Source organism: Parasphingorhabdus sp. (genome assembly GCF_048269915.1).
In the GTDB taxonomy this organism is placed as follows: domain Bacteria; phylum Pseudomonadota; class Alphaproteobacteria; order Sphingomonadales; family Sphingomonadaceae; genus Parasphingorhabdus.
This window is the reverse complement of record NZ_JBLWTY010000005.1, coordinates 62368-87427: the sequence shown is the minus strand read 5'-3', so window position 1 is coordinate 87427 and position 25060 is coordinate 62368. Positions and strand designations below refer to the sequence as shown.

At 56.1% G+C, this 25060-nt stretch carries 27 protein-coding genes; 12 read left to right on the top strand and 15 right to left on the bottom strand.

The features are described 5' to 3' along the window. The first annotated feature begins 231 nt into the window (after positions 1-231). Positions 232-2376: a TonB-dependent receptor gene (locus tag ACN0WX_RS12530; protein ID WP_417622667.1), complete on the top strand. Its 2145-nt coding sequence runs from the start codon at positions 232-234 to the stop codon at positions 2374-2376. Positions 2377-2411: 35 nt separating this feature from the next. Further along, on the top strand, positions 2412-2513 hold the full coding sequence (locus ACN0WX_RS12525; protein WP_417622726.1) for an entericidin A/B family lipoprotein: 102 nt from the start codon (positions 2412-2414) through the stop codon (positions 2511-2513). A gap of 87 nt (positions 2514-2600) precedes the next feature. On the opposite strand, the gene tatC is transcribed toward ACN0WX_RS12525, so the two are convergent. The 9 genes from tatC to ACN0WX_RS12480 form a co-directional block, all read right to left on the bottom strand. Further along, a complete protein-coding gene (tatC, locus tag ACN0WX_RS12520; protein ID WP_417622666.1) occupies positions 2601-3377 on the bottom strand; it encodes a twin-arginine translocase subunit TatC in 777 nt (258 codons plus the stop codon). Further along, positions 3374-3733, bottom strand: a complete 360-nt coding sequence (gene tatB / locus ACN0WX_RS12515; RefSeq protein WP_417622665.1) for a Sec-independent protein translocase protein TatB — start codon at positions 3731-3733, stop codon at positions 3374-3376. The genes tatC and tatB overlap by 4 nt, the downstream gene beginning before the upstream one ends. Before the next feature lie 35 nt (positions 3734-3768). Beyond that, on the bottom strand, positions 3769-3999 hold the full coding sequence (locus tag ACN0WX_RS12510) for a twin-arginine translocase TatA/TatE family subunit (RefSeq protein WP_417622664.1): 231 nt from the start codon (positions 3997-3999) through the stop codon (positions 3769-3771). A gap of 25 nt (positions 4000-4024) precedes the next feature. Next, a complete protein-coding gene (gene scpB, locus ACN0WX_RS12505) occupies positions 4025-4624 on the bottom strand; it encodes an SMC-Scp complex subunit ScpB (RefSeq protein ID WP_417622725.1) in 600 nt (199 codons plus the stop codon). A 100-nt stretch (positions 4625-4724) separates the two neighbouring features. Continuing rightward, positions 4725-5510 carry a segregation and condensation protein A gene (locus tag ACN0WX_RS12500; protein WP_417622663.1) on the bottom strand — a complete coding sequence of 262 codons (786 nt, stop codon included), beginning with the start codon at positions 5508-5510 and terminating at the stop codon, positions 4725-4727. Next, on the bottom strand, positions 5507-6526 hold the full coding sequence (gene nagZ, locus ACN0WX_RS12495; RefSeq protein ID WP_417622724.1) for a beta-N-acetylhexosaminidase: 1020 nt from the start codon (positions 6524-6526) through the stop codon (positions 5507-5509). The genes ACN0WX_RS12500 and nagZ overlap by 4 nt, the downstream gene beginning before the upstream one ends. A gap of 112 nt (positions 6527-6638) precedes the next feature. Continuing rightward, entirely contained in the window at positions 6639-7277 is a 639-nt protein-coding gene (locus ACN0WX_RS12490) for an SPOR domain-containing protein (RefSeq protein WP_417622662.1), read from the bottom strand. A gap of 27 nt (positions 7278-7304) precedes the next feature. Further along, positions 7305-9029, bottom strand: a complete 1725-nt coding sequence (gene argS, locus ACN0WX_RS12485) for an arginine--tRNA ligase (RefSeq protein ID WP_417622723.1) — start codon at positions 9027-9029, stop codon at positions 7305-7307. Between the two features lie 69 nt (positions 9030-9098). Further along, positions 9099-9758 carry a hypothetical protein gene (locus tag ACN0WX_RS12480; RefSeq protein ID WP_417622661.1) on the bottom strand — a complete coding sequence of 220 codons (660 nt, stop codon included), beginning with the start codon at positions 9756-9758 and terminating at the stop codon, positions 9099-9101. 158 nt (positions 9759-9916) lie between these two features. Here ACN0WX_RS12480 and ispH point away from each other — a divergent pair, with 158 nt between their 5' ends. Genes ispH through rnhA form a run of 3 tightly spaced genes read left to right on the top strand, consistent with a single transcriptional unit; the run spans position 9917 to position 12293 of the window. Continuing rightward, complete coding sequence (ispH, locus tag ACN0WX_RS12475; protein ID WP_417622660.1) at positions 9917-10876, top strand: 4-hydroxy-3-methylbut-2-enyl diphosphate reductase; 960 nt, start codon at positions 9917-9919, stop codon at positions 10874-10876. Beyond that, entirely contained in the window at positions 10876-11835 is a 960-nt protein-coding gene (gene thrB, locus ACN0WX_RS12470) for a homoserine kinase (protein ID WP_417622659.1), read from the top strand. Before ispH ends, thrB begins: the two co-directional genes overlap by 1 nt. After that, positions 11832-12293: a ribonuclease HI gene (gene rnhA / locus ACN0WX_RS12465; protein WP_417622658.1), complete on the top strand. Its 462-nt coding sequence runs from the start codon at positions 11832-11834 to the stop codon at positions 12291-12293. Before thrB ends, rnhA begins: the two co-directional genes overlap by 4 nt. Here the strand turns inward: rnhA and ACN0WX_RS12460 are convergent. The 3 genes from ACN0WX_RS12460 to ACN0WX_RS12450 all read right to left on the bottom strand — a co-directional run bounded on the left by ACN0WX_RS12460 (position 12290) and on the right by ACN0WX_RS12450 (position 14631). Next, on the bottom strand, positions 12290-12466 hold the full coding sequence (locus ACN0WX_RS12460; RefSeq protein ID WP_417622657.1) for a YegP family protein: 177 nt from the start codon (positions 12464-12466) through the stop codon (positions 12290-12292). The genes rnhA and ACN0WX_RS12460 overlap by 4 nt on opposite strands. 84 nt (positions 12467-12550) lie before the next feature. Beyond that, positions 12551-13666, bottom strand: a complete 1116-nt coding sequence (locus ACN0WX_RS12455) for an NAD(P)/FAD-dependent oxidoreductase (RefSeq protein ID WP_417622656.1) — start codon at positions 13664-13666, stop codon at positions 12551-12553. Continuing rightward, complete coding sequence (locus tag ACN0WX_RS12450; protein ID WP_417622655.1) at positions 13663-14631, bottom strand: alpha/beta fold hydrolase; 969 nt, start codon at positions 14629-14631, stop codon at positions 13663-13665. Before ACN0WX_RS12450 ends, ACN0WX_RS12455 begins: the two co-directional genes overlap by 4 nt. 95 nt (positions 14632-14726) lie before the next feature. Between ACN0WX_RS12450 and ACN0WX_RS12445 the strand changes: the two genes are divergently transcribed. The 7 genes from ACN0WX_RS12445 to ACN0WX_RS12415 all read left to right on the top strand — a co-directional run bounded on the left by ACN0WX_RS12445 (position 14727) and on the right by ACN0WX_RS12415 (position 21789). Then, positions 14727-15209: an A24 family peptidase gene (locus ACN0WX_RS12445; RefSeq protein WP_417622654.1), complete on the top strand. Its 483-nt coding sequence runs from the start codon at positions 14727-14729 to the stop codon at positions 15207-15209. A 74-nt stretch (positions 15210-15283) separates the two neighbouring features. Beyond that, on the top strand, positions 15284-16243 hold the full coding sequence (cpaB, locus tag ACN0WX_RS12440) for a Flp pilus assembly protein CpaB (protein WP_417622653.1): 960 nt from the start codon (positions 15284-15286) through the stop codon (positions 16241-16243). After that, positions 16243-17865, top strand: coding sequence for a type II and III secretion system protein family protein (locus ACN0WX_RS12435; RefSeq protein ID WP_417622652.1), 1623 nt, complete (start codon positions 16243-16245; stop codon positions 17863-17865). Before cpaB ends, ACN0WX_RS12435 begins: the two co-directional genes overlap by 1 nt. Before the next feature lie 21 nt (positions 17866-17886). Further along, on the top strand, positions 17887-18486 hold the full coding sequence (locus tag ACN0WX_RS12430; RefSeq protein WP_417622651.1) for a CpaD family pilus assembly protein: 600 nt from the start codon (positions 17887-17889) through the stop codon (positions 18484-18486). Next, entirely contained in the window at positions 18486-19769 is a 1284-nt protein-coding gene (locus tag ACN0WX_RS12425; RefSeq protein ID WP_417622650.1) for an AAA family ATPase, read from the top strand. Before ACN0WX_RS12430 ends, ACN0WX_RS12425 begins: the two co-directional genes overlap by 1 nt. Positions 19770-19809: 40 nt before the next feature. Further along, on the top strand, positions 19810-20781 hold the full coding sequence (locus ACN0WX_RS12420; protein WP_417622649.1) for a type II secretion system F family protein: 972 nt from the start codon (positions 19810-19812) through the stop codon (positions 20779-20781). 18 nt (positions 20782-20799) lie between these two features. After that, the gene (locus ACN0WX_RS12415) at positions 20800-21789 is read left to right on the top strand and encodes a type II secretion system F family protein (protein ID WP_417622648.1); all 990 of its coding nucleotides are present in this window, start codon (positions 20800-20802) and stop codon (positions 21787-21789) included. Between the two features lie 52 nt (positions 21790-21841). On the opposite strand, the gene ACN0WX_RS12410 is transcribed toward ACN0WX_RS12415, so the two are convergent. The 3 genes from ACN0WX_RS12410 to maiA are packed head-to-tail and all read right to left on the bottom strand — an operon-like array spanning position 21842 to position 25035. After that, positions 21842-22285: a MarR family winged helix-turn-helix transcriptional regulator gene (locus ACN0WX_RS12410; RefSeq protein ID WP_417622647.1), complete on the bottom strand. Its 444-nt coding sequence runs from the start codon at positions 22283-22285 to the stop codon at positions 21842-21844. A gap of 9 nt (positions 22286-22294) precedes the next feature. Beyond that, the gene (locus ACN0WX_RS12405) at positions 22295-24403 is read right to left on the bottom strand and encodes a TonB-dependent receptor (RefSeq protein ID WP_417622646.1); all 2109 of its coding nucleotides are present in this window, start codon (positions 24401-24403) and stop codon (positions 22295-22297) included. Further along, positions 24403-25035, bottom strand: coding sequence for a maleylacetoacetate isomerase (maiA, locus tag ACN0WX_RS12400; RefSeq protein WP_417622645.1), 633 nt, complete (start codon positions 25033-25035; stop codon positions 24403-24405). The genes ACN0WX_RS12405 and maiA overlap by 1 nt, the downstream gene beginning before the upstream one ends. Between the last annotated feature and the right edge of the window lie 25 nt (positions 25036-25060).

Genomic DNA, 25060 nt, shown 5'->3' with positions numbered 1-25060 from the left:
GGACTCGGTCATCCTGAAATAGCCCCGTCATCCTGAATCAGGGTCAGGATGATGAACTGGACTAAATATCCTTTTCTTCGTTCCTGCCCACCATGCGCCCGCTCCCCTATTTCGTCGATCTACAGCGAAATCCACTCGGGCTGGCGACAGGGCGTAAATTAATAATTGATATATTATATCATAACCCCTATTTGAGTCACTCTCCCGTTCCCCAGCCCGAAAGAGAAATTTGTGTCGCACAGAAAATTCCTGATTTCCGCAGCAATATTTGCACTTCCGATCACCCCGGCGCTCGCCCAGCAAAGCGAGAACCCTCCCCCACGCGAGAGCGGACTGTCGGATGATTTTCACGATGACGACATGATTGTCGTCACCGCCCCCTATGTCGACCAGCTCGATCTCCTGGCCGGAACTTCGGCGCTGTCGGGCGACGATCTGACGGAAGACCTACGCGGCCAGATCGGCGATAGCCTGACCAGTCTGCCCGGCGTATCCTCGACATCCTTCTCACCCGGATCATCGCGGCCTGTCCTGCGCGGATTCCAGGGACCGCGGGTGCGTGTCCTGACCGACGGCATCGGCTCACTGGATGCATCCAATACCTCGGTCGATCACGCGGTTACGATTGATCCCCTGACTGCCCAGCGCGTCGAAATATTACGCGGCCCCGCCGTGCTGCTATTTGGCGGTGATGCGATTGGCGGCGCGGTCAATGTCATCGACAAGCGTATTCCCCGCGATATTCCCGATGATGACTTGCACATAGATGCCGTCGGCGGCTACGGCAGCGCCGCTGACGACTGGAGCGCCGCCGGATCGGTCGATGTCCCGCTGACGTCCAAACTCGTGATCCATGCGGACGGCAGCTTCCGCGACACCAGTGACCTGCGCGTTCCGGGATATGTCCTGTCACCTGCCTTGCGCACGGAGCTACTGGATGATGCAGCAGAGGAAACGAGCGAAGGCCATCTCGACGAAGCAGCCGAACTGACAGAAGCCGCGAACCAGTCGGGTCGCGTTGCCAATACCGCCAGCCGGACAAAGACGGCCGGAACAGGGATTGCCTATATCGATGATGGCGGCAATCTTGGATTCTCGGTAAGCTATTATGATACCAACTATGGTGTTCCGGCACGGCCGGGTGCCGGTCATGCCCATGAAGATCCTGGCGGTGCTGGCGCAGAAGAAGAAGAAGAAGAAGAAGGCCCGGTGACCATCGGTCTCGAACAGGTCCGGGCGGACCTGCGCGGCGGCGTGAACATGGGCGGATTTTTCGAAGCGCTGAATTTCCGGGCCGGCTATTCGGATTATGAACATACCGAGTTTGAAGGCGATGAGATCGGCACGGTCTTCTCCGTGTCTGGAATCGAGGCGCGCGCCGAACTGGTGCAAGCCGATCATGATGGATGGCGCGGTGTATTGGGTACCCAGCTGCTTGTGCGCGACTTTAATGCGATCGGTGCGGAAGCCTTCGTGCCAAAGAACAGTGTCGAAAGCTGGGCGCTGTTCAGTGTGCAGGAAGTCGATCTCGGCTCGATCGAGCTGGAAGGCGCTTTGCGTTTCGACCAGACTACAATTTCGGCGAATGCCCTTAATTTCGACCGCAGCTTCAACGCCGTTTCCGGCGCCTTTGGTCTGGCCTATGCCCCCGATGACGCGGCGTTCAAGATCGGCGCGAATATCTCGCGATCCGAACGCGCACCATCGGCCGAGGAATTGCTCTCAAACGGCCCCCATATTGCGACCCAGGCTTTTGAAATCGGCAACCCCGATTTCACCACCGAGAAAAGCTGGGGCGGGGAGCTATATGCACGCTGGGAAAGTGACGCGGTCAAGGTGAGCGCGACGGCCTATGCGAATTTCTTCAACGATTATATTTTCGAAGCGGAAACAGGCGTCGAGGAAGATGGTCTGCCGATATTCCAGTATCTTCAGCGTGACGCGACCTATTACGGATTTGAAGCCTCCGCATCAGCCGTCGTCGGCCATGCTGGTGATTTTGACCTGATCGTCGATGGCGTGGCCGATTATGTGCGGGCCAAGATCGACGATGGCGGCGGCCCTGTCCCGCGCATCCCGCCATTGCGCCTGCTCGGTGGGGTCAAGGCACATAGCGACAATCTCGACCTGCGCGCCGAGCTGGAATGGTCGGACAGTCAGAACAAGGTCGCGGCCTTTGAAACTCCGACCGACAGCTTCACGATGGTCAATGCATCGGCGGCATGGCGCCCGTTCGGCAAGGACGGCGGGGTTACGCTGCTTGCCTCTGCCAATAATATTTTCGACGTCTCGGCTCGTCGTCATGCGTCGTTCACTAAAGACTATGTACCTTTGTCCGGTCGTGATATTCGCGTCAGTGCAAAGTTCAGTTTTTAGGATATTTTGAGATGCAGAAATTTACCGCAGCAATCATGATTTCATCCATGCTCCTGCTCAGCGCCTGCGCCACCGTCAAAGGCGTTGGCCGGGATATTGAATCGGTCGGTGAAGCCGGCCAGGACGCGATTGATTGAAGCCATTGATCAGGGGCCTGTCACGCCTTTTGGCCAGACAGGCCCTCAATCGCTCTAATTTCAAGCCTAGCAACCCCCAATAGAAAATCAGGGCGCGATGATTTCGCGCTTTTTTCGATCGGTGAACCACATGATCACCAGCGAGACCTCATAGAGCAGGATTAGCGGAATACCGAGCATCAGCTGCGACACAACATCGGGGGGAGTCAGGATCGCGGCCAGCGCAAACGCACCAACGATCATGTAACGACGCAAGCCTTTTAGCTGCTGGCGGGAAACAATGCCTGCCCGGTTGAGCAGCAGCAACAGCACCGGGAGCTGGAAACACACCCCAAATGCCAGAATGAACTGCATGACCAGGGAGAGATAGTCACCCATCGCGGGCATGGCTTCTTGGGTCAGCCCACCAACCTGCCCTTCAAACCCCAGAAAAAACCGGAACGCAGTCGGCATGACGACGAAATAGGCGAGCGATGCGCCCGCTATGAACAACAGCGGCGTGGCAATGAGAAAGGGCAGAAATGCCTTTTTCTCGTTGCTATAAAGCCCTGGTGCGACAAAGGCCCAGAGCTGATTTGAAATGATCGGAAAGGCGAGAAAAAAGGCCGCGAACATCGCCACCTTGATCTCGACAAAAAAGGCCTCGTAAAGCTTGGTGTAGATAATCCTGCCTTCACCGGCAGGAAAGGCATCGGTGAGCGGCTGGACCAAAATACCAAAAATCTCGTCGGCAAAAAATATGCTGATGAGAAACGCGACGACCAGCGCCGCAACCGACCATAACAGCCGCTGACGCAGCTCGATTAGATGCTCGATCAGCGGTGCCTTGCTTTCGTCCAGATCCGGTTTGCTCTGGTCGTTCATGGCTTGGGATCAGCCTCGGGCGGCAAGTCGGGCCGGTCATCGACAATGTCAGGCACATCCGCGGCCGATCCGTCCAGCGGTTCCATTCTCGGCGCTTCTGCGACGCTGTCATCGGGAAGCACCGGATGCTCGCGCATGATCCGGTCATTTTCGGACGCCCATTTCTTCTCCATTTCCTGAAGCTCGGCTTCGCGAACCATGGCATCAAGCCCGGTACGGAAATTGGCCATCACACCGCGCGCCTTCGCCATCCACTTGCCGGCCGTTGCCAGCGCTCGGGGCAATTCCTTGGGGCCGATGACGACAGTAGCAATGATCGCGATAATCGCGATCTCGGAAATAGAAAGGTCAAACATGGTCTATGCGGCCTGAATAGTGAAGGCCAGCCCGATCAACCAGCCGTTTTGTCGATGGTCTTGCTGGTCTCTGCCGACACATCGTCGGTCTTGCTGTCAATCTTGGGGGTCGGTTTAGCTGCGCTCGCTTCCTCATCAGTGATGCCTTGCTTGAACGAACGGATGCCCTTGCCCACATCCCCCATCATTTCGGAAATCCGGCCGCGGCCGAACAGAATCAGAACCAGCGCCGCTACAATTAAAATCTGCCAAACACTCGGTTGCATGCGATATTCTCCTTATAAGCCCTATTTAAGCGCTTTCGATTTCGTTTTCCAGCAAAACACCATCATCATCTGCAATCTCTTGCGCCGCGGCTTCCTCCAATTCGTAGTCCGCCTGCGTTTCCGCTTCTGTTTCCAGTTCCATCTGCTCCATCGCAAAATCAACAGGGTCCAGCAATCCTGCGGCTTTCAGGTCGTCAATGCCAGGCAGGTCCTTACGGCTCTGCAAGCCGAAATGAGTCAGAAATTCCGCCGTGGTGGCATAAATTAGCGGTCGCCCCGGCACTTCGCGACGGCCCGCCGGACGTACCCATCCCGCTTCCATCAACACGTCGAGCGTACCTTTTGCCACCTGAACGCCCCTGATCGCCTCGATTTCCGCGCGACTGACCGGCTCGTGATAGGCGATAATGGCGAGCGTTTCCATGCCGGCCCGGCTGAGCTTGCGCAGTTCTGCCCGTTCGCGGCGCAACAGATGCGACAGATCATGAGCAGTCTGAAAATGCCATCGGTCTCCCGTTTTCACAAGGATGATCCCGCGATGCGCGTAATCGGCTTGCAACTCGGTCAATATCTGCCGAATGTCGAGTTCCTCCCCAACATAGGCCTTGATATCAGCAATGGTCATCGGTTTTTCCGATGCAAATAAAGTCGCCTCGATCGCGCGTTTGCCAATATCCGCCGTTTCGGGTTCCGGCCGGATCAGACTGATATCTTCTTGATCATGTTCATCCATTATTAGTCGCCTTGATTCTGAGCGGTGCAAAGCTCTCTTCCTGCTGCAATTGCAGCTTGCCCTGCCGGGCCAGTTCCAGTGTCGCGAGAAAACTTGAAGCCAGCGCCGATTTGCGAAGTTCCGGCGATGCACCGGGCGGCAGAAAATCTCTTATATCCATCCAGTCAATCGCTTCGCCCAGCATCAGCGACACCCTCGCGAGCGCGTCCTCCAGGGTCATCACCATGCGCTGCTTGACGACGTGAATTGCAGGGGCACTGCGCACCTTCACCCGGGAATAGGCGGCAATCAGGTCATAATATTCGGCCTGCCACTGCCGTTCCTTCACTATCCGCAAACCTTCCGGCGCACCACGCATGAAGATATCCCGCCCAATCCGGTCCCGCGCCAGCAGGCGTGAGCCTGATTCCCGCATCGCATTCAAACGTTCCAGCCGCATTTGCAGGCGGAGCGCCAGTTCTTCGGGGGACGGATCAATTTCCGGATCTTTGGGCAATAGCAGACCGGATTTCAAATATGTGAGCCAGGCCGCCATGACCAGATAATCGGCCGCCAGCTCCAGACGCAGCGTCTGGGCACTGGCGATATATTTGAGATATTCCTGGACCAGTTCGAGGATCGATATCTCGCGCAAATCGACTTTCTGATTGCGCGCCAGGGCAAGCAACAAATCCAGCGGCCCTTCCCAGCCGTCGATATTCAGGGTCAGCGCGCCCTCGTCCGAAACCACCGGTTCAGCAGGAAAAAAGAAACCTTCGTCTTTTGGCTCCTCGCTCATGTCACCGCAGCCAAGAGCTGATCACGCCGCTCCAGCAATCCAGCCAGTTCGTCTCCACAATCAGTATCCCTGGTATCGGCAATGGTCGCCATGGCCAGATCCAGTCGCTGCTGCGTTTTGTCTGACATCGGTGTCAGATGTTCAGCGATACCGATCATATCGTCCATCTTGGCCCAGCAGTTGAGAGCAATATCACAGCCAGCCTCCTGAGCCCGCCGAGCGCGTTCGGGAACGGTCCCGGAGAGCGCCTCCATATCGAGATCATCAGTGAACAGCAGACCGTCAAAGCCGATCCGATCGCGGATAATATCCTGAATGACGGTTTTCGACAGCGTTGAAGGCGCTTCTGTATCCCATGCAGTGAACAGCAAATGCCCGGTCATGCCCATCGGGGCCTTGTTCAGTGCCTGGAACGGGGCCAGATCGAGCTGCAGCTCTTCGTCGCTGGCCGTCACGGTTGGCAAAGCCTTGTGAGTGTCAACGCTGGTCCGGCCGTGACCGGGAAGATGCTTGACCACGCCGACCACACCGCCACGTTGCAAACCATCCAGAATGGCCCGGCCAAGCGCCGCCACCCGCATCGGTTCACTGCCGAGGGCGCGGTCGCCGATGACATTGTCGGCATCCGGTTGGCGGACATCAAGCAGCGGCAGGCAATCGACGGTAATTCCCACTTCGTTCAGGCTGACGGCAATCGCCTGCGCATTATAACGGGCTGCTTCGATCGCGGTGGCCGGTGCAATATCATAGAGTTTGTCGAACACCTCTCCCGCCGGGAATTTGGGCCAGACCGGTTCCTGCATCCGCGCAACACGACCACCTTCCTGATCAATCAATATTGCCAGATCGTCACGGCCATGGATCGCACGAAGTTCGTCGGTGAGCGTCCGCAACTGGGCCTTGCTCTCGATATTCCGGCCAAAGATAATATAGCCCGCAGGGTCGCTGTCGCGGAAAAACGACTTTTCGTCGGCATTTAGGCTCAGGCCCGCAATTCCAAAAACCGCCGGTGTCATGGCCATGCTAATGTCTTCTCACGCAACATGTCTTATATTCGCCCCGATTCAAGGCCGGGTAAAGGCGAAAGCGCCGTTATCCACAGCGCTTCAACCATCTATTGCTTCAAATCTAGCGAACGACGAGGCAACTTTCCCCAGCCGCCTTCAGATTATTACATATCTCCTGCGCTTCCTCACGGCTTGGCGCCACCGCATTCAGCCGGTAAATCGTGCCGCCATCGACGGTTCCTTGAAGAATCTTTTTCGGTAGCGAACCGATCGATTCAAAACGCCGCGCATAGCCCGCCCAGCTTCTGTCCGCGAGACTGGCTGAACTGAATGCACCAAGCTGGATCAGAGCAGATTCCGCATTTTCTGTGGCTGGCGCAACATCCGGTTTGCGGATCGGCGCTTCCCTTTCTACCGGATCGCCTAATTGAGCGGGCGTGTCCTTTCCTTCACTGGCCGCGAAGCTGGCATCGCCTTCGCCCTCAAACTGTTTTGCCTGGGGATCATCCGGGCGAACCTTATAGTCGCCTTCCTGCGCAGCAATCAGCTCGCCGGTTCCGTCCAGTCCGCCACCATCACGATTTTGCAACCAGTAAATGCCGCCGACAATCGCCGCGAGCAGTAGCAAACCAGCGCCGACGAACAGCGCCACCCGGACCGGGGAATATTCTCCGTCCTCGTCATAATCATCGGCTGATTCCAGCCAGGGCAAACGATCTTCGTCGTCCAGATCAAGACTGTCGCTGTTGGTATCTGACATTATACGCTCCGTAAGCCAAAAGGCTGATCACATCGATTCTGCCGCCTCGACCCCCATCAGGGCGAGACCATTCTTGATAGTCTGCCCGATATTCTTGGCTAAGAAAAGCCTCGCCGATGTCATTTCCGGGTCATTAACCATTATGATCCGCTTCTCAGGCCGATCATTGCCGAGATTATAAAAGCCGTGAAAAGCGGCTGCGAGATCGTTCAGATAGAATGCGACTCGGTGCGGTTCACGCGACGCCGCTGCGGACTCGACAATACGCGGGAATTGCGCGGCCATCTTGATGAGGTCCATTTCCTCTTCGCCCAGCCGGTCGAGATAGTCGGCCGAGGGCGTAACCCCTTCATCAGCCGCCTTGCGCAAGGTCGACTGAATCCGGGCATGGGCATATTGCACATAGAAAACCGGATTGTCGCGCGAGGCTTCCATGACTTTGGCAAAGTCAAAGTCCATCTGGGCATCGGCCTTGCGTGTCAGCATGGTGAAACGAACGGCGTCCTTGCCGACTTCCTCGACCATATCGGCAATGGTGACAAAATTGCCAGACCGTTTGGACATTTTTTCCGGTTCGCCGTTGCGCAGCAGGCGCACCATCTGGACCAGCTTCACATCAAATTTGGTCTTGCCGCCGGTCAGCGCCGCGACCGCCGCCTTGATCCGCTTGACCGTGCCGCTGTGATCGGCGCCCCAGATATCGATCAGTTCATCTGCCGATTGCGCCTTTTGAAAATGATAGGCCAGATCGCCGCCAAAATAGGTCCAGCGACCGTCGGATTTCTTGATCGGGCGATCCTGGTCATCACCAAATTGCGTGGAACGGAACAGCGGCAGCTCGACCGCTTCCCAATCGTCGATCACCTTGCCCTTGGGCTGCTCCAGCACCCCGTCATAAACCAGATCACGGGAGCGCAACTCCGCTTCGGCGGCATCCGCCTTGCCCGCTTCGTGCAGTTCGGCTTCGGAAGAGAAGACATCATGCCGGATGCCAAGCAGAGCCAGATCCGAACGGATCATGTCCATCATCTTCGCGACCGCCGCCTTGCGGAAAACAAGCAGCCATTCGGATTCCGGCGCACCCTTGTATTTGTCACCAAATTCTGCGGCCAAAGCTTCGCCAACGGGTTTCAGATAGTCCCCTGGATAGAGCCCTTCGGGGATTGTTCCGATATCATCGCCCAGCGCTTCCAGATAGCGCAAATGGGCCGAACGGGCGAGCGTGTCGACCTGCGATCCCGCATCATTGACATAATATTCGCGGATCACCTTGTAGCCGGCCGCCTCAAGCAAATCGGCCAGGGCGTCGCCGACAACGGCACCACGGCAATGGCCCATGTGCATCGGTCCGGTCGGATTGGCGGATACATATTCGATGTTGACGGTGACACCCTTGCCCTTGTCGGAACGGCCATATTCTGGCCCCCGCCTGTTGATATCAAGCAGCTCACCCCGTAGCACCGATGCTGTCACGCGCAGATTGATAAACCCCGGGCCGGCAATCTCGACCGATTGCACATCCTGCAGCGCGCTAAGCTTTTCCGCGATTTTCTCTGCCAGATCGCGCGGCTTGGTGCCCGCCGCCTTTGACAGCACCATCGCCGCATTGGTCGACAGGTCACCGTGCGATGGATCGCGGGGCGGCTCTAGCGTGACATTCGAACGATCGATTCCGGCCGGAAGAACTTCCGCTTCGGTCAATTCATCCAATATAGCATCAATATGCTTTTGAAAAATGTGGAACAGCATGATTGGTTCAATTCGTCATAGGAACAGGGGCCCGACTTGATCAGGCGCGGTTAGTTTTCAATTCGGGCGACCCTATCGGGTTGCGTTATATTGTAACTGTGCCTGGCTCAGTTGAAAACCGATAAGCAGTTCGAACGAAGACCGCGCGACAGCTGCACGAACGGTTGGATCGGCCAGCGGGTCGAGGGCTGCATCGGGATCGCCAGGCTTACGCTTGCGGGTCAGGCGCTCCACCACATCATCTGGCAAGCGGGCCGCGTTCGCGTCAATATAGGCACCAGCCTTGCCCGAAGCCGTTGCCCGATATTGACCGTCGGCAAATTGCAGCGTGACATTTTTAACCCGCTTGGCGACCACCGCCGTGCCGCCTTGCACAACCGTTGAAAAATAAGGGATGGTGACCGTACGAGCACCCGTTGGACGGGTACGCGTGGCGTAAATGTCGAACGTGGCTTCAGAGTATATCCGCGCGCCTTCGCTGTTGCAGGTAGAGCGAACATTGGTGATATTCGCGACAATATCGATGGCGCTGGCATTTGTGCTACCGACGGGATCAAAGATGGTGATATCACCGGTATGATCCGGTACCGCAACGGCGGGACAGCCGGTCCGGGTGACAGAAACGCCCACGCCTGAACTGACATCGAGCGCGCCTTCTTTTGCACATCCGCTAACAGCCAAAACAGTGACCGCCGCCAAAATAACTTTTTTCAACCGGCCATTCGTCATCATTCTCAATCCTTGCCTTTGATCACGGGCAACACACATAGGCTCCATGCGCATCGATAAAAATTTCGCAACCCTTATCTGTGCCTTTAATGCGGTGCAACCGTCCATAAGATGAACAGACGGGCTTTTCGCCGGTCCAGTTATTCCCTAAGGGCATGAACATGATTCATTCAGATAAGCAAAAACGGCAGATTGACTTGCTTGTAGCAGCGCCTCGCGGATTTTGCGCTGGCGTCGACCGGGCGATAAAAATCGTCGAACTGGCGATCAAAAAATATGGCGCACCGGTCTATGTGCGGCACGAAATCGTCCACAACCGCTATGTCGTGGATGAATTGAAGAAACTCGGCGCAATATTTGTCGAAGAACTGGACGAGGTACCCGACGGTGTCCCGGTAGTATTTTCGGCTCATGGCGTTCCCAAAGCTGTCCCGCATAAAGCGGAAGAGCGCGGACTGGAATATCTTGATGCGACCTGCCCGCTCGTATCCAAAGTACATCGTCAGGCGGAACGACAAACGCAAGCCGGGCGGCATATCATCTTCGTCGGCCACGCCAATCATCCAGAGGTAATTGGTACATTCGGACAGGTCGAAAATGGCCGTATGACTTTGGTGGAAACACTGGCCGATGTGCACGCGCTCAAACCGGAAGATCCCGAAGCGCTGGCGTTTCTGACCCAGACGACCTTGTCGGTCGATGATACGCGCGCCATTGTCGATGCGCTGCAGGCGCGTTTTCCCAATATTGTCGGGCCAAAAGGCGAAGATATTTGCTACGCCACTTCCAATCGGCAGGATGCCGTGAAAAAAATAGCGGAAATCTGCCAACTGGTTCTGGTCATAGGCGCACCGAATAGCTCCAATAGCCTGCGTCTGGTCGAGGTCGCCGAACGCGGAGGCGCGACAGCCAAGCTGATCCAGCGCGCCGATGAAATTGATCTGGACTGGCTGGAAGGTGTCAACACGCTGGGATTGACCGCTGGAGCCTCGGCACCGGAAATTTTGGTACGCGAAGTCGCGGACCTGCTCGCAGAGCATTTCGACATAAGAGAGAAAAAGGTCAAGACCGCCGACGAAAGCATGGTCTTCAAACTTCCGCGCGGTTTAGAAGCAGCCTGATGGCCGTCTATACGAAGGTCAGCGCAGAGGAAATCGGTCAGTTCCTCACCCGCTTCGATGTCGGCACTCTCGTGTCCGCGAAAGGCATTGCCGAAGGTGTCGAAAATAGCAATTATCTGCTGGAAACGACGCTGGGCAAATATATTCTGACCCTTTATGAAAAGCGCGTCGACCCGGCCGACCTGCCGTTTTTTATCGCTTTGCTCGATCATTTGTCAGAGCGTGGCTGTCTGGTGCCACCGATGATTGCCGACCGGGACGGTCAGAAAATTCACTCGCTATGCGGCCGCAGCGCCTGTCTGATTACCTTTCTGCCCGGCGTCTCGGTGAGCAGTCCAACAGCTGCCCAGGCCCAGGCTACGGGACAGGCGCTGGGCACGATGCATGACGCGCTGACGAATTTTGATCAGGAACGCCAAAACAGCATGGACCATGACGGCTGGCGGACGCTGGCGGAACAATGTGGTCCGGAGCAGCTCGACAGGATTGCTCCCGGGCTGGCGAAGTCGGTTGCTCAAGAGCTTGACCAACTGGATGAGCACTGGCCTCATGATCTGGCTCGATCAGCCATTCATGCGGATTTATTTCCCGACAACGTCCTGATGCTTGATGACCGGGTGACCGGCCTGATCGACTTTTATTTCTCTTGCACCGACATCCGCGCCTATGATTTGGCCGTGACCCACGCAGCCTGGTGCTTTTCCGAAGATGGCACAGAGTTTTACGATGACATTTCGCACGCATTGATCGCTGGCTATGAATCAACCTTCCCGCTCAGCGATGCGGAACGTGACGCGCTTCCCTTATTGGCGCGCGGCGCGGCGCTGCGCTTTCTGCTGACCCGGGCTTATGACTGGATCAATACTCCGGCCGATGCGATGGTCACGCGCAAAGACCCCCAGGCCTTTCTCCACCGTCTGCGACATTATCAGACTCACCCGGATATTTTCACTTCATGACTCAATTACAAACCGTAGAAATCGCAACCGATGGCGCGTGCAAGGGCAATCCCGGTCCGGGGGGCTGGGGCGCGTTGATTCGCTTCGGTGATAAGGAAAAAGAGATTTCCGGAGGCGAACCGGAAACGACCAACAACCGTATGGAACTGCGCGCGGCTATCGAGGCGCTCAACAGCCTGAAGCGGCCATGTCGGGTACAGCTGTCGATCGACAGCAAATATGTGAAAGACGGTATCACCAAATGGATTTTCGGCTGGCAGAAGAACGGTTGGCGGACCGCCGCCCGAAAGCCGGTCAAGAACGCCGATCTCTGGCAAGACCTGTTAAAGGCCGTCGACCGCCATCAGATCGAATGGCAGTGGGTCAAGGGCCATGCCGGGGACGCCGACAATGAGCGCGCCGATCAATTGGCGAGCGACGCTGCGATCAACGCCGCCCGCAATCTTAATAGTTACTAGCTATTATCTTCAATTTCGGCAGCCGGTCCGTTTTTCAGGATCGAGCTGATCGCATTTTTTGCACTGGCCTTGCTGGAATAGCCTTCGGTCGAGAAAATGACTTCGCTATTATATTTGAAGCGAACCCGGAATTCGCCCTTCTTGTCTTTCCAAATCTCAAATTTATGTGCCATTTTGATGCTCTCCTGCTGTTGGATGTGAGCGACAATAAGCCATAAGACTGCCAGTGCAATGATCCTGTTGTAAAACGATGTTTCCTAAGAAAAACGCGAAGCCTTATAGAGGTCGGCATCGATCGCATGCAGGCTGTCATCGAGCGGCTGTTTCAGCAATAAGGAACGGGCCAGTTTTGCAGCAGCAGGGGCGGTCTGGATACCGAAACCGCCCTGCCCTGCGAACCAGAAAAATCCGTCAGCGGCAAAATCAAATCCTATGACGGGCAAACGGTCCGGCGCGAAACTTCGCAAGCCAGCCCATTTCCGGCTAACCCGCTTGACCTCTACATCCATGACTTTTTCAAACCGATCGATCGCGATCGCCACGCTCAGCTCATCCGGCGCGACGTCCGCCGGCTCGGATGGTATTTCATCATGCGGGCTGAGCCAATAGCTACCGCTCCCATCAGGCTTGAAATAAAAACTGCCATCCAGCCCGACAACGAGCGGCATGTCCGACGATGATGGCGGGTCGGTTTCAATCTGGACCATGTTGCGGATAAACGGCTGGATGCCGATCGGTTTCGCGCCCGCCAGCCGGGCAATGGTATCGGCCCAGGCCCCGGCTGCATTGACCAGCACCCCCGCATGATAAGTTTCTCCGCCAGCAATTAATGTCCAGGTCTGGTCCATTTTTTCAATCTGGGTCACCGGTGCCCGGCAAACCAATTCGACCTCCCTGCGCCTGGCGTCTTTGAGATAGGCCGCGTGGAGCGCTGCGACATCGATATCTCGGCAATCCGGTTCGTGGATCGCGTGTTTCCATATCGGCTTAAGACCAGGTGCAAGGGAAGCGGTTTGCTCCCATTCCCAGCGCTCCATCGCGAGACCACTGTCGGCAAAATCTGCCAGAAACTCATCCACCAGATTTTGTTCGCAATCCCGGGCAATGTTGACGGCGCCGCGCGGGCCGAGAAACCCTGATGGTGAAAATTCCCTTGGCGGATTGTCCAGAAATGCCCGCGAGGCGGAGGTCAGCGGCTGCACCAGCGGCCCACCATAGCTTTCCGTCCAGAAAGCAGCAGAACGACCGGTCGAATGGTAACCGGGATGGTCTTCGGCCTCGAGCAGCAGCACCGAGCGATCGGCACCGATTTCCGAAGCGATGCTGGCACCGGCTATCCCGGCACCGATTATAACGACATCAAATTGCTTCATTGTTTAGCTGCTTCCCGATCGAGAAACGCAAAACAGGCCGCGAGCGCAACGTTGCGCACAGCGTCAACTTCCCTGAAAATTTCATGAGCACATTCCGGACCGAATAGTTTCAGCTCGGCCCTGGGCATCAAATGCACCGCACGCTCGATTGTTGGATGATCAACCAGTTCGTCAGTTGACGCCGCCAGTATAAGGGTTGGAACATCCGTCTGCATCAATTTTTGCCGATTGCGCAGCAACCGTGTCGAGGCATAGGCTCGCTCAACCCAGCGCCAGCTTGCCGGACCCAATCGGACAAAGGGCCGCTTGCGAAACCAGAAAAACTCATCGGAATAACGATCGGCATCATGGGTCAGCAGAGCTTGCCGGGGCACATAGGGTTCCAGTGGATTTTCATTCGGTTTCCAGGCCCGCCGTTTGGCGCGGCCGATGACGCACATGAATTTGGCAATCCATTGCGCGGTCCATTCCGGCATTCCGCCACCGGCGGGGGCCAGCATCGGCGCGCTCAAAATAACCGCGTCCGGGAGGATATGCTGCTCGGTCAGCGCACGCAACACCAGATGCCCGCCCATGCTATGGCCAATCACTATATGCGGCCCGGGATGACTGGCGCGCCAATCGGCAAACAGAGCTTCCAGATCACCAACCCAGGTTCCAAAATCATCAATATGGCCGACATGTGGATGCGGTCCGCACCGTCCGGAGCCGCCTTGCCCGCGCCAATCAACCGAGGTGACGTTCCAGCCCCGAATATGGAAGTCGTGGAATGTTTCCAGGTATTTTTCGTAAAAATCCGCCCGCCCCGTCATGAACAGGATAGAGCCCCGAGCGTCATCTTCCGGCCCGTCTTGCGGCCAGTCCAGTTTCCGGAATTTCCAACTATCAGTCCCGATCCAGGGCTCTTCTACCGCTGCTGTCGGTATCGACCGGCGGTCAAAGTGCTCATCGTTCAAGTCTGTCATATCCAGCTTTATCTTTGTCACAGTCTCGGACGACAAAAGCGCTCCAGAAATCGTGGTTACTATTTGGTAAGGCAAATTAACTAGACGGTCAGTCTATGAATAGCGAAAACTTCATCTACTTGCTCTGGGGCGGATTGGCAATTGCACTGATCGTGGCCGCGATCACCGACCTCAAAAGACGCCATATTTCAAACTGGCTCAACTTGACCATTGCCCTGGGCGCACCAGTGTTCTGGATTTTCAGCGGCATGTCTTTCTGGCCCGAAATGGTCGGTCAAATCGGTTTGGCTGCTATCATATTTACCATATTTGCCGGCCTGTTCGCGATAGGTGCGATGGGTGGTGGTGATGTCAAACTGCTGACGGCAATTGCTTTATGGATGCACTGGCTGACGTTTCTGGAGTTACTGGTGGTCATGTCGATCGCGGGCGGAGTGCTGACGCTGTTGATGGTGATCGGGAAGAAAATCCACAAGACCGAGGGGCCTATAAAAGTTCCCTATGGCGTCGCCATCGCTTTCTCGGGCTTGTGGACCATCTGGGGCATTACAGCACAAAATTCACAAACGATATTTTAACCATTTTACTCGAAAGAGAAAAAGACCGCCGATGGAACCATCTGGGCGGGGGCATTCAGGAGGCGTGAGACGTCATGGACAAGAAGAAGATCATTTTGCTGGTTGGCGCATTGATCGTGGCGGCGGTCACGGCACTGCTCGCCAAGAACATGTTTGATGGTGCGTCCGCACCTCAAGTGGCAGCGAAGAAAGCGGAAGTCGTTGGCGACGAGGTGCTCGTTGCAACCCGCGCCCTTCCGGTTGGCACGATTATCACGCCCGACAGTTTCCGGTTTCAGCCCTGGCCGAAGAACCTGATCGAAGACGTCTATTTCATGAAGGAAGGCACCAACGTCGAATCGCTTGCTGGTACCGTGGTCCGCAATCCGATCACTGCTGGTCAGCCGCTCACCAAAGGCGCGCTGGTTGCGCCGGGGGATCGCGGCTTCCTTGCCGCTGCACTCGGCCCCGGCATGCGCGCCGTCACAATCCCGGTATCCGGTCTGACTGGTGTTGCGGGTTTTGTATTCCCGGGAGACCGCGTGGATTTGATGCTGACCCAGTCGGTGAAAGGCGAGGGTCCGGAACTCAAGGTTTCCGAAACCGTCATCCGCAATCTGCGGGTGCTGGCCACCGACAACCGGGTGACCGCGTCCAAGAATGAACAGGGACAGCAATTCGCCCAGAAAGCAAAGCTTGTTACCCTGGAAGCCACTCCGAAAATTGCCGAGCAGATTTCGGTTGCCCAGACCCTGGGTACGTTGAGCCTCTCGCTACGTTCGCTGGCCGACAGCGCCGCAGAGTTGGAAGAAGCCATCGCGTCCGGCGCAATCAAACTACCGAAAACGGACGATCCGGTTGCTGAAGCCGATATGATCCGGTCACTCGCAGCTCGGCCCAGCAGCACGAAATCAACCTTCTCGACCGGAGGCGATGTGTCGCGCTTTGAAACGCGCTCACCCCCGCCGCTGGCCGAAAAAGAAAAACCCAAAGGTCCGGTAGTCCGCGTCGCGCGCGGCAATACGATCAATGAAATCGAGTTTGGAGACAAGTAATGGCCGTAGAATATGCACAGCATAGCCGTTCGGCGAAAAAAGTTACGGGTGTTGCCGTCGCTGCCGTTCTCGCCCTGGCCCTGGCTGCCAATAACTCCACCGCAGTGAACGCTCAGTCGGTCAATATATCGCAACCAGATTCTCGCATTTCCCTTTCGGTTGGTCGTGGCAAGCTGATCTCGCTACCCGCTCCCATTGAAGATATCTTCATTGCCGAAAATAATATTGCCGATGTTCAGGTGCGTTCGCCACGCCAGATTTATATCTTCGGCAAAAAAGGGGGGCAGACCAGCTTTTATGCGACAAGCGCCTCCGGCAAAGTCATATACTCAGCCGAAGTTTCCGTCGGTGCGGAAATTTCTTCGATTGATCAAATGCTTGGCCTGGCCATGCCCGATGCGAATATTGCGGTCAGCACGACCAATAATTTCGTCCTGCTAACAGGAACTATCGCCAATCCCGACGACGCAGAAGAAGCGGAAAACTTGGTGCAAGCCTTTGTCGGCGATGCGACCCGTGTTGTCAGTCGCCTGAAAACGGCGACCCCGATGCAGGTCAACCTGAAGGTCCGCTTTGCCGAAGTCAGCCGATCGCTGGCCAAAGAAATTAACGGTAATTTGCTGACCCGGGATACAACCGGTGGCTTCCAATTTGGTGTGTCGCGCGGCCGCAACTTCGGATCCATCGACGATTTCACATCCGCCTTCCCTAAGCTCGATGCATCGCAGTTATTTGGCTTGCCTGCGGGTTCGATTTCGCTGCCGTTCAACCCGGCAACCGGCCAGTTCGTTACAGCGGGAGGAACCGCGTTCAACTATACGGGCAACTCAGGCCTGAATACCATTCAGGCGGCAGGCCGCCTGTTCGGGCTGGATATCGCCACCGCTTTTGACGTTTCCGAGCGGGTTGGTCTGGTTAGCACTTTGGCATCACCAAATCTGACGACCATTTCTGGTGAAACCGCGACCTTCCTTGCTGGCGGCGAGTTCCCTATTCCGATTTCAACCGGGCTGGGTGAAGTTTCCGTCCAGTATAAAAATTTTGGTGTGAGCCTGTCTTACACGCCCACGGTGCTATCCAACGGCCGGATTTCCATCCGCGTCGCCCCGGAAGTTTCGGAAATCACTTCTAACGGCGCTGTTGTCCTCAATGGCTTCAGCATCCCCGCCGTCTCAACCCGGCGAGCGGAAACCACCGTGGAGCTGGGTTCGGGTGAAAGCTTCATGATCGCGGGTCTGATGCAGAATAGCTACAATTCGGCAATCGACAAGACGCCGGGGCTGGCAGACGTTCCAATCCTCGGTACGTTGTTCAAGTCCGACGGCTATCGTCGCAACGAAACCGAACTGATGATCGTGGTCACGCCATATCTCGTAAAACCTGTAAGCGACAGCGAGATCGTGCTCCCGACCGATGGCTTCAAAGCGGCTAATGATGCAGAGCGTTTTCTGTTGAACCGCAACCATTCCGATACCGGCGGAGACAGACCCAAACCGAGCGTTGCGCCGCCTACGCCGACAGGCCCGGCTCTTGGCAGCCTGACACCACAGGCACCAGTCAAATCGGCGAAAAAATCCAAAAAATCCGGCGGGACAGCTCCCGGTTTCAGTTTCGACAAATAAGCCCGATCAGGAGAACAGATCATGCGCATCGTTTCAATGGCACTTATCACCGCCCTCGGGCTCTCGGTTGCGGCATGTGGCAGCACAACCGCCAACCGCAGCGTCTATAGCGAGCGCCAGCCGGTTGTTTCCAAAACGAATTTCGTTCTGGACCTGAGTGCTGGCAATGGCGGATTGTCGTCCTCAGAGCAAAACCGCCTGTCCGGCTGGTTCGATGCTCTGGACCTTGGTTATGGCGATCGCGTTTCGATCGACGATCCGAGTTATTCCGCGAGCCCCGTGGCAAAAACCGCCGTCGAGGCCATTGTTGCAAGCTACGGATTGCTGATCAGCGAAACCGCACCCGTTACCGAAGGCAATGTGCCAGCGGGCCAAATGCGGGTTGTTGTCACACGCGCATCGGCTTCGGTACCGGGATGCCCTGATTATAGCTATCGTAGCCACACCGATTTTCAAGCGCGCACGAGCGAAAATTATGGTTGCGGAACCAACAGCACCCTGGCTGCCATGATTGCTGATCCGGAAGATCTGGTCCGCGGCCAAAATGCCGACGGTGAAGATCAGTCGCGCGCTTCCAAAGCGATCCGAGCTTATCGCGACAAGAAAGTTGGAGGACAATAATGAACGCTCCCTGGAAACCCGGTTCGGTTAACGGACGTGAGCCGTTTGCCGCATTTGTATGCGATGAAGACACGCTCGAGATGCTCCGTCCGGTGGTCGAAGAAATGGGCTGGCCGATCGACAAGTGTAGCAGAGGTGGCCTGCGCAACGCTGTTCAGACCCTTTCCGTTTCTGCCAGCCCCAACATCTTGCTGGTCGACCTGTCGGAATCGGGCGACCCTCTAAACGACATTAACTCGCTGGCCGAAGTCTGCGAACCAGGCACCGTTGTGATTGCCATGGGCCAGGTCAACGATGTTCGCCTGTATCGGGATTTGATCGTGAGCGGTTTGCAGGACTATCTCCTGAAACCCTTTAGCCCCGAACAGTTGCGCGACGTATTGTCGCACGCGCAGGCGGTGCTCAACGCGCCAAAAAGCGATGATCAACACATCGAAAAGCCACATGTCTCGACCGCTGTGATCGGGACAAGGGGCGGCGTCGGGACTTCAACAATTGCCACGTCAATGGCGTGGTTGCTCAGCAATGACAGGGAACGCCTGACTGCCCTGCTTGATCTGGATGTCCATTTCGGCACGGGCGCTCTTGCGCTGGATCTGGAGCCCGGTCGCGGCCTTACCGACGCGATCGACAACCCCAGCCGGATCGATGGCCTGTTCATCGAACGTGCCATGATCAAGGCCAATGACAAGCTATCGTTGCTGTCTGCGGAAGCGCCGATCAACTCGCCGATAATGACCGATGGCTCCGCTTTCTTCCAATTGCAGGAAGAATTTCGCGCTGCATTTGATTGTACGGTGATTGATCTGCCGCGCGACATGCTGATCAACTATCCTCACCTTCTGGGCGATGTGAACGCAACTGTCATCGTGACTGAACTGACCCTGGCTTCCGCCCGTGACTGCATTCGCCTGCTGTCCTGGCTGAAATCCCACGCAGCACAAAGCAAGGTCTATATCGTCGCCAACAAGGTACAAACCCACAGCACGGAAATTGGCCGGCAGGATTTCGAAAGCTCAATCGAGCGCAAGATCGACATAATGATCCCCTATGATCCAAAGGCCGCGGCACAGTCTGCGAAATTGGGCCAGGCTCTGGTGGAATCCGGAAAGGCAAGCAAAGCCTCTGCGAGAATTGCCGAGTTGACCGACATTGTGCTCGGATCCGTCGACGCTGGCGAAGGCGGCGATGCCGACGGCAAGAAATCGTTCATGAACAAGCTCAGTGATCTGAAATCTTTGCTTCCGTCGAAAAAACTCAACGAGGATGCCGCTAAAGTCTGAAGCAGGTGCAAACATTCTTCAGCTTTTAAGGAACTAGAATATGGGTATGATGCAAATTGCGATATTGGGCGCTGGTGTTTTGGCAGTGTTGCTTCTGCTCATCTTCGCATTTGCAGGCCCATCGCTGTCACAGGCCAAAACACGGCGTCTGGACAAGCTCAAATTGCGCCATTCCGACAATGCGGATGTGCGGGTTGAAGCCCAGATGAAAAAAGCGCTTTCGGCGCGGCGTAAAACCACCCGCCCGATGGGCGAAAACATGACCAAGATGGAAATATTGGCGATCCGGATGGAGAAAACCGGCCATCAGTGGCCCCTCTCCTATTTTTTCTATGCGGTAGGTGGCATATTCGCGGTCGTTTTCGGACTTCTTATGCTCAAGGGAGCTCCGCTATTGCTGTCCCTGTTTGTCGGCCTTCTTGCCGGTGCCGGATTACCGCATTTCATCGTCGGCTTTCTGATTAACCGCCGCGTCAACAAATTTACGGCTTCATTTCCCGATGCCATCGAATTGCTTGTCCGCGGCCTGCGGTCCGGCTTGCCGGTAACCGAGACGATCGGCGTGGTTGCAAAGGAAATCGGCGGCCCCGTTGGCGAGGAATTCCAGAAGGTGGTTGACCGGATCAAGATTGGTCGAACCATGGAGGATGCGCTGCAAGAGAGCGCCAAGCGCATGGAAACAGCAGAATTCCAGTTCTTCTGTATCACTTTGGCAATCCAGCGGGAAACCGGAGGCAATCTGGCGGAAACCCTGTCCAACCTTGCCGACGTGCTTCGCAAGCGTGGCCAGATGAAGCTCAAGATCAAGGCGATGTCCTCGGAATCCAAAGCCTCGGCTTATATCGTCGGGTCGCTGCCGTTCATCGTTTTTGGTTTGGTTTACACCGTAAACCCGACCTATCTGGCGGGATTTTTCTACGAGGACCGCTTGATCATCGCAGGTCTTGGCGGCCTGTGCTGGATGAGCATTGGCGTGTTCATCATGGCCAAAATGGTCAATTTCGAGATTTAGTGTGAAGGTGCAAGGCAAATGACAACCAGCGGCGGACCAACATTAATGGGCGTTGACGTCCTGTGGGTGGCGACAATTTTGTCTGCCGTCGCGGCAGCGGCAGTATTCTTCGCGATATATGCCGCTATAACAGTTCGCGATCCAATGGCAAAACGGGTCAAGGCGCTGAACGATCGGCGCGAACAGTTGAAGGCGGGTATCACCGCTTCAACCACCAAAAAGCGCGCAAAGCTTGTGCAACAGAATGACACGACCGATCGCATGCGCAACATGTTGTCGTCGATGCAAGTATTGCAGGATGCCCAGGTTAAGGAAGCGCAGCAAAAACTGGCGCAGGCCGGCATCCGTTCGAAGGATATGGCGTTTGTCATCATCTTCAGCAGACTGGTATTGCCGATCATTTTGGGTGGCGGTGCCGCACTTGCCATATATGGCTTCAACTATCTCGCCGACTGGTCTGATCTGAAACGTTTTGCCGTGTTCGCGGGCGCGGCCATTCTCGGCTACAAAGGTGCTGATCTCTATGTCAACAATCTCATCGCCAAACGGACCGATCTGATCCGCAAAGGCCTGCCCGACGCGATCGACCTGCTCGTCATCTGTGCGGAAGCCGGGCTTACCGTCGACACGGCCTTTGGCCGGGTTGCAAAGGAACTGGGCAGCGCTTACCCGGAATTGGCCGACGAATTCTCGCTGACATCGATTGAATTGGGTTTTCTGACCGAACGACGGCAGGCCTTTGAAAATCTTTCCTATCGCGTGGCTTTGGAGCATGTCAAAGGCGTGGTGACGACGATGATCCAGACCGAGAAATATGGTACGCCTCTGGCATCCGCCTTGCGGGTTCTGTCCGCCGAATTCCGTAATGACCGGATGATGCGCGCCGAAGAAAAGGCTGCCCGGCTGCCCGCCATCATGACGATACCGCTCATTCTTTTCATCTTGCCGACATTATTTATCGTGATTCTCGGCCCCGCGGCCTGCTCGATCTCCGATGCGCTGATATAGCGGGAGGAATTTGCCAAAAATTCAAGAGAGCGGCGATTTCCGCCGCTCTTTTTTATTCCGCCGCAATGTCGTCCGCCGATTTTTTGATCTTTGCCAACATCGCTGACATCTGGGATTTTTCCGCCTGGCTAAGCACGGCCATGATCTTCTTTTCCATCGCCTGGGCAGCGGGCATGATCTGCTCATAGAGATCGCGGCCGGTACCACTTAGCAACAAATGGTGAGAACGACCGTCAGCGCTATTCGGACTGCGGTCGAGCAAAGCGCGATCGACCAGATTTTTCACCGCCCGATTGACTGTGACCTTGTCCATCAAAGTCGCTTCAACCAGATGCCGCTGCGTTGAAGCGCCGCGTGTGCCGAGCACCGCCATCACCCGCCACTCTGGAATTTTGAGGCCAAAGCGGCTCTTATATTCGCTCGCTATCAGGTCGCTAACGGCGTTGGACGACGTAGAAAGCTGGTAAGGCAGAAATTCATCAAGACGTACGGTCATAAGTAATATTTATTCAATTTTTGCGCGAAGTCCAAGCCAAAATGTCCGAGGAAACGCACGCTCTATAATTCCATTGCTACTGATCGCAGCCTCTACCCGGGCATTGAGAAGATTTTCAACCCGGGTTTCGACCAGCAGCCGATCTGTAACGGCCAGCGCCATCCGACCATCTATCGTGAAAGCGTCGGCGAGACTGAGGATATTGACATCATCCTCATATTGCTGCCCGACATAGCGCGCCGACAGGCTCGCACCAGTGCCATTGTCTTTTTCCCATCGGATAGAGCCGGACGCATTGTGCCGGGGGACCTGGGCCGGACGAAAACCATCGACCGCAGCCGCATCACCGGACCCGTCCACCTCGGCATCGATAAAGGCATAGGCAGCGCGGATGGTCAGCCCATCCACCAGCTCACCGAGATCAAAGGCGGCATCGATTTCAACGCCTGTGGATTTGATCGCGTCGAGATTCTGGCGCTGGCTGTATGTGCCGCTCGCCGAGACAAATCCGACGCCGGGGAAGACCCCCGGTCCATTGGCCAGGGTCACGTTTGCGACAGCATTATCAAGCTGATTGTAAAAGGCGGTAATACCCAGCGTGACAAGGCCGCTCTCCCAATCCAGCCCAAGTTCTGCGCCCTTGACCCGCTCCGGCTCCAGCAATTCATTGGCGGCCGTCGCATCCGCGCCGACCCGGAAAGGCCGGAACAATTCGTTCAAGGTCGGCAAGCGCCAGCCGAGATAGGCCGCGCCGCGCAGGGTAAGCGCATCGCTTGCATCAAAGGCAAAACCGCCGCGGCCGGTAAATTCCGTGTCGCTACGATTGGTGAACATCTCATCCGTACGAACCGACCCGGGGAATGGATTGATTAGCTCTATCTCTTTACGAAAACCGTCATTGATCGACCAGAAATCCACACGTCCGCCACCGGTCAAAAGCAACGCGTCACTGGCGTGCACAGTCGCTTCGACAAAACCGCCATAGGTGGCCGTGCTGCCTCCGGCCCTGCGGCTGCGGCGCGGTGTGTCATTGTCGGCGAAGAAAAAGTTTTCGTTCGTGGTGCCTTCGGTCCGACGCCAGTCACCACCCAGGCGCAATTCGACATTGTCGCCCACCGGAGGCCGTACTTCAAAGCGCGCGCCCAGTCCCGTGGACGGCACATTAAATTGCTCGAAAACGCGGCTCACCGAATTGCGGTCATCAGCGACACCGCCAAAGCTGACATCGAAATTACGAATCTGGACATAGGCCAGAGTGGACCACTGCCAGTCCGACGTCCGGTCAATCAGTCGGATGCTGGCATCGGCGCCGTCATTATGGTTTTCGCTGAAGGCAAAGCCGCGTTCGCGATCATCGGTGAAGGCGCGAACATTGGCCTGCAATTCAACCGTTTCGGATAGCGGTGCAACGAAGCGGGCGGCGAGACCGGCCTGCTCGTACTCCGCCGGGCGGTCAACCGAACCACGCTGGTCTTCGATGATCGGGATGAAGCCGTCGCCGCGGGCATAGTTGGCGGAAATGGTCAGCTGCCCCTGCCCCAGTTCGCGACCAAAGAGCAAATCGGCATCGATGCTGTTGCGGCTGCCATAGGCAGCGCCCAGTTCCACAAGATCACCGACATTGTCGCTAAACAGTTTGATGGTTCCGGCAATGGCACCCTGCCCGTCGGCACCGCTGCCACCACCTCGGGTTATCCGGGCGCTGTTCAGAGCAAGTGCATCATAGCCGGGCCAGGCAACCCAGCCACCGAACGGATCAGCTTGCGGGACACCATCCAGTATCAGCAAGGCACGGGAGGATGCGTTACCCCCTAAACCTCTGATAGTTACACCTTGGCTTGTCGGATTGGCTGAACGGGCATCGGACCGGCGAAACTGCTGAAGGCCGGGAACATTGCGCAATGCATTTTCCACCCGCTCCGCTTTTTCAAATTCGAGAGACCTTACGGTATAGACTTCGTCGGCATCTGATAGCGATAGCCCGGTCACGATGATCGAAGCAGGAAGTTTCGTCCCCGCAATGGAAGGAAGCTCTTCAGGGAGCTCGTCATCCAAAGTCTGCCCCCATGCAGGAACATTCATTGCCAGCAGCGGCAGCGCCAAAATCCATTTTTTCATTATACTGGTTTCACCGCTTCCGGCGCAGCTTTCTGAAACGCCTCTAGAGTATTGCACGCCGCGTCAATTCGCACGAGCCTGGGAAAGTCACTCAAATCTGTCTCAAAGCGCCGCGCATTGTACATTTGCGGAACCAGACAGACATCGACAAGATTGGGTTGCTCCCCGCCAAAAAGGCCGGTTTCGGGCGCCATCGTCTCAAGAGCGGCAAAGCCTTCCGCGATCCAGTGGCGGTTCCATTTGTTGATAGTGTCCTGATTGTGCCCCAGTTCATTCTTCAGATATTTCAATATCCGCAGATTGTTTACCGGGTGAATATCGGCGGCAATAACCAGTGCCTGGGCAAGCGTCTTGGCTCGCTCGGCCGGGTCGCTGGAAACCATCGGCGGATCATCATATTTTGCATCTAGATAGTCGATGATCGCCAGCGACTGGGTCAGGTCATGCCCGTCAATCGACAACATCGGCACAAAGCCCTGCGGATTGCGCGCGACATAGTCCGCCGCCTTGTGATCCCCGTCGAGCAGGCTGGTGTTGATCGCAGTGTAGGACACGCCCTTGAGATTGAGCGCGATGCGCACGCGGTAGCTCGCCGAGCTTCGCCAATAGTCGTAAAGGATGATATCGGTCATGCGCTGGCTTTGAAGAGTGAGCGAC

Bases quoted from the DNA above. Each gene is read 5' to 3' on its own strand.
- ACN0WX_RS12525 (WP_417622726.1), top strand. From the start codon at position 2,412: ATGATTTCATCCATGCTCCTGCTCAGCGCCTGCGCCACCGTCAAAGGC.
- ACN0WX_RS12420 (WP_417622649.1), top strand. From the start codon at position 19,810: ATGGGTATGATGCAAATTGCGATATTGGGCGCTGGTGTTTTGGCAGTG.
- ACN0WX_RS12430 (WP_417622651.1), top strand. From the start codon at position 17,887: ATGCGCATCGTTTCAATGGCACTTATCACCGCCCTCGGGCTCTCGGTT.
- scpB (WP_417622725.1), bottom strand. From the start codon at position 4,624: ATGACCATTGCTGATATCAAGGCCTATGTTGGGGAGGAACTCGACATT.
- ACN0WX_RS12490 (WP_417622662.1), bottom strand. From the start codon at position 7,277: ATGTCAGATACCAACAGCGACAGTCTTGATCTGGACGACGAAGATCGT.
- thrB (WP_417622659.1), top strand. From the start codon at position 10,876: ATGGCCGTCTATACGAAGGTCAGCGCAGAGGAAATCGGTCAGTTCCTC.
- ACN0WX_RS12425 (WP_417622650.1), top strand. From the start codon at position 18,486: ATGAACGCTCCCTGGAAACCCGGTTCGGTTAACGGACGTGAGCCGTTT.
- ACN0WX_RS12450 (WP_417622655.1), bottom strand. From the start codon at position 14,631: ATGACAGACTTGAACGATGAGCACTTTGACCGCCGGTCGATACCGACA.
- tatC (WP_417622666.1), bottom strand. From the start codon at position 3,377: ATGAACGACCAGAGCAAACCGGATCTGGACGAAAGCAAGGCACCGCTG.
- maiA (WP_417622645.1), bottom strand. From the start codon at position 25,035: ATGACCGATATCATCCTTTACGACTATTGGCGAAGCTCGGCGAGCTAC.
- ACN0WX_RS12435 (WP_417622652.1), top strand. From the start codon at position 16,243: ATGGCCGTAGAATATGCACAGCATAGCCGTTCGGCGAAAAAAGTTACG.
- ACN0WX_RS12415 (WP_417622648.1), top strand. From the start codon at position 20,800: ATGACAACCAGCGGCGGACCAACATTAATGGGCGTTGACGTCCTGTGG.
- rnhA (WP_417622658.1), top strand. From the start codon at position 11,832: ATGACTCAATTACAAACCGTAGAAATCGCAACCGATGGCGCGTGCAAG.
- ACN0WX_RS12480 (WP_417622661.1), bottom strand. From the start codon at position 9,758: ATGATGACGAATGGCCGGTTGAAAAAAGTTATTTTGGCGGCGGTCACT.
- tatB (WP_417622665.1), bottom strand. From the start codon at position 3,733: ATGTTTGACCTTTCTATTTCCGAGATCGCGATTATCGCGATCATTGCT.
- ACN0WX_RS12410 (WP_417622647.1), bottom strand. From the start codon at position 22,285: ATGACCGTACGTCTTGATGAATTTCTGCCTTACCAGCTTTCTACGTCG.
- ACN0WX_RS12455 (WP_417622656.1), bottom strand. From the start codon at position 13,666: ATGAAGCAATTTGATGTCGTTATAATCGGTGCCGGGATAGCCGGTGCC.
- ACN0WX_RS12405 (WP_417622646.1), bottom strand. From the start codon at position 24,403: ATGAAAAAATGGATTTTGGCGCTGCCGCTGCTGGCAATGAATGTTCCT.
- ACN0WX_RS12445 (WP_417622654.1), top strand. From the start codon at position 14,727: ATGAATAGCGAAAACTTCATCTACTTGCTCTGGGGCGGATTGGCAATT.
- ACN0WX_RS12460 (WP_417622657.1), bottom strand. From the start codon at position 12,466: ATGGCACATAAATTTGAGATTTGGAAAGACAAGAAGGGCGAATTCCGG.
- ispH (WP_417622660.1), top strand. From the start codon at position 9,917: ATGATTCATTCAGATAAGCAAAAACGGCAGATTGACTTGCTTGTAGCA.
- ACN0WX_RS12500 (WP_417622663.1), bottom strand. From the start codon at position 5,510: ATGAGCGAGGAGCCAAAAGACGAAGGTTTCTTTTTTCCTGCTGAACCG.
- nagZ (WP_417622724.1), bottom strand. From the start codon at position 6,526: ATGACACCGGCGGTTTTTGGAATTGCGGGCCTGAGCCTAAATGCCGAC.
- ACN0WX_RS12510 (WP_417622664.1), bottom strand. From the start codon at position 3,999: ATGCAACCGAGTGTTTGGCAGATTTTAATTGTAGCGGCGCTGGTTCTG.
- cpaB (WP_417622653.1), top strand. From the start codon at position 15,284: ATGGACAAGAAGAAGATCATTTTGCTGGTTGGCGCATTGATCGTGGCG.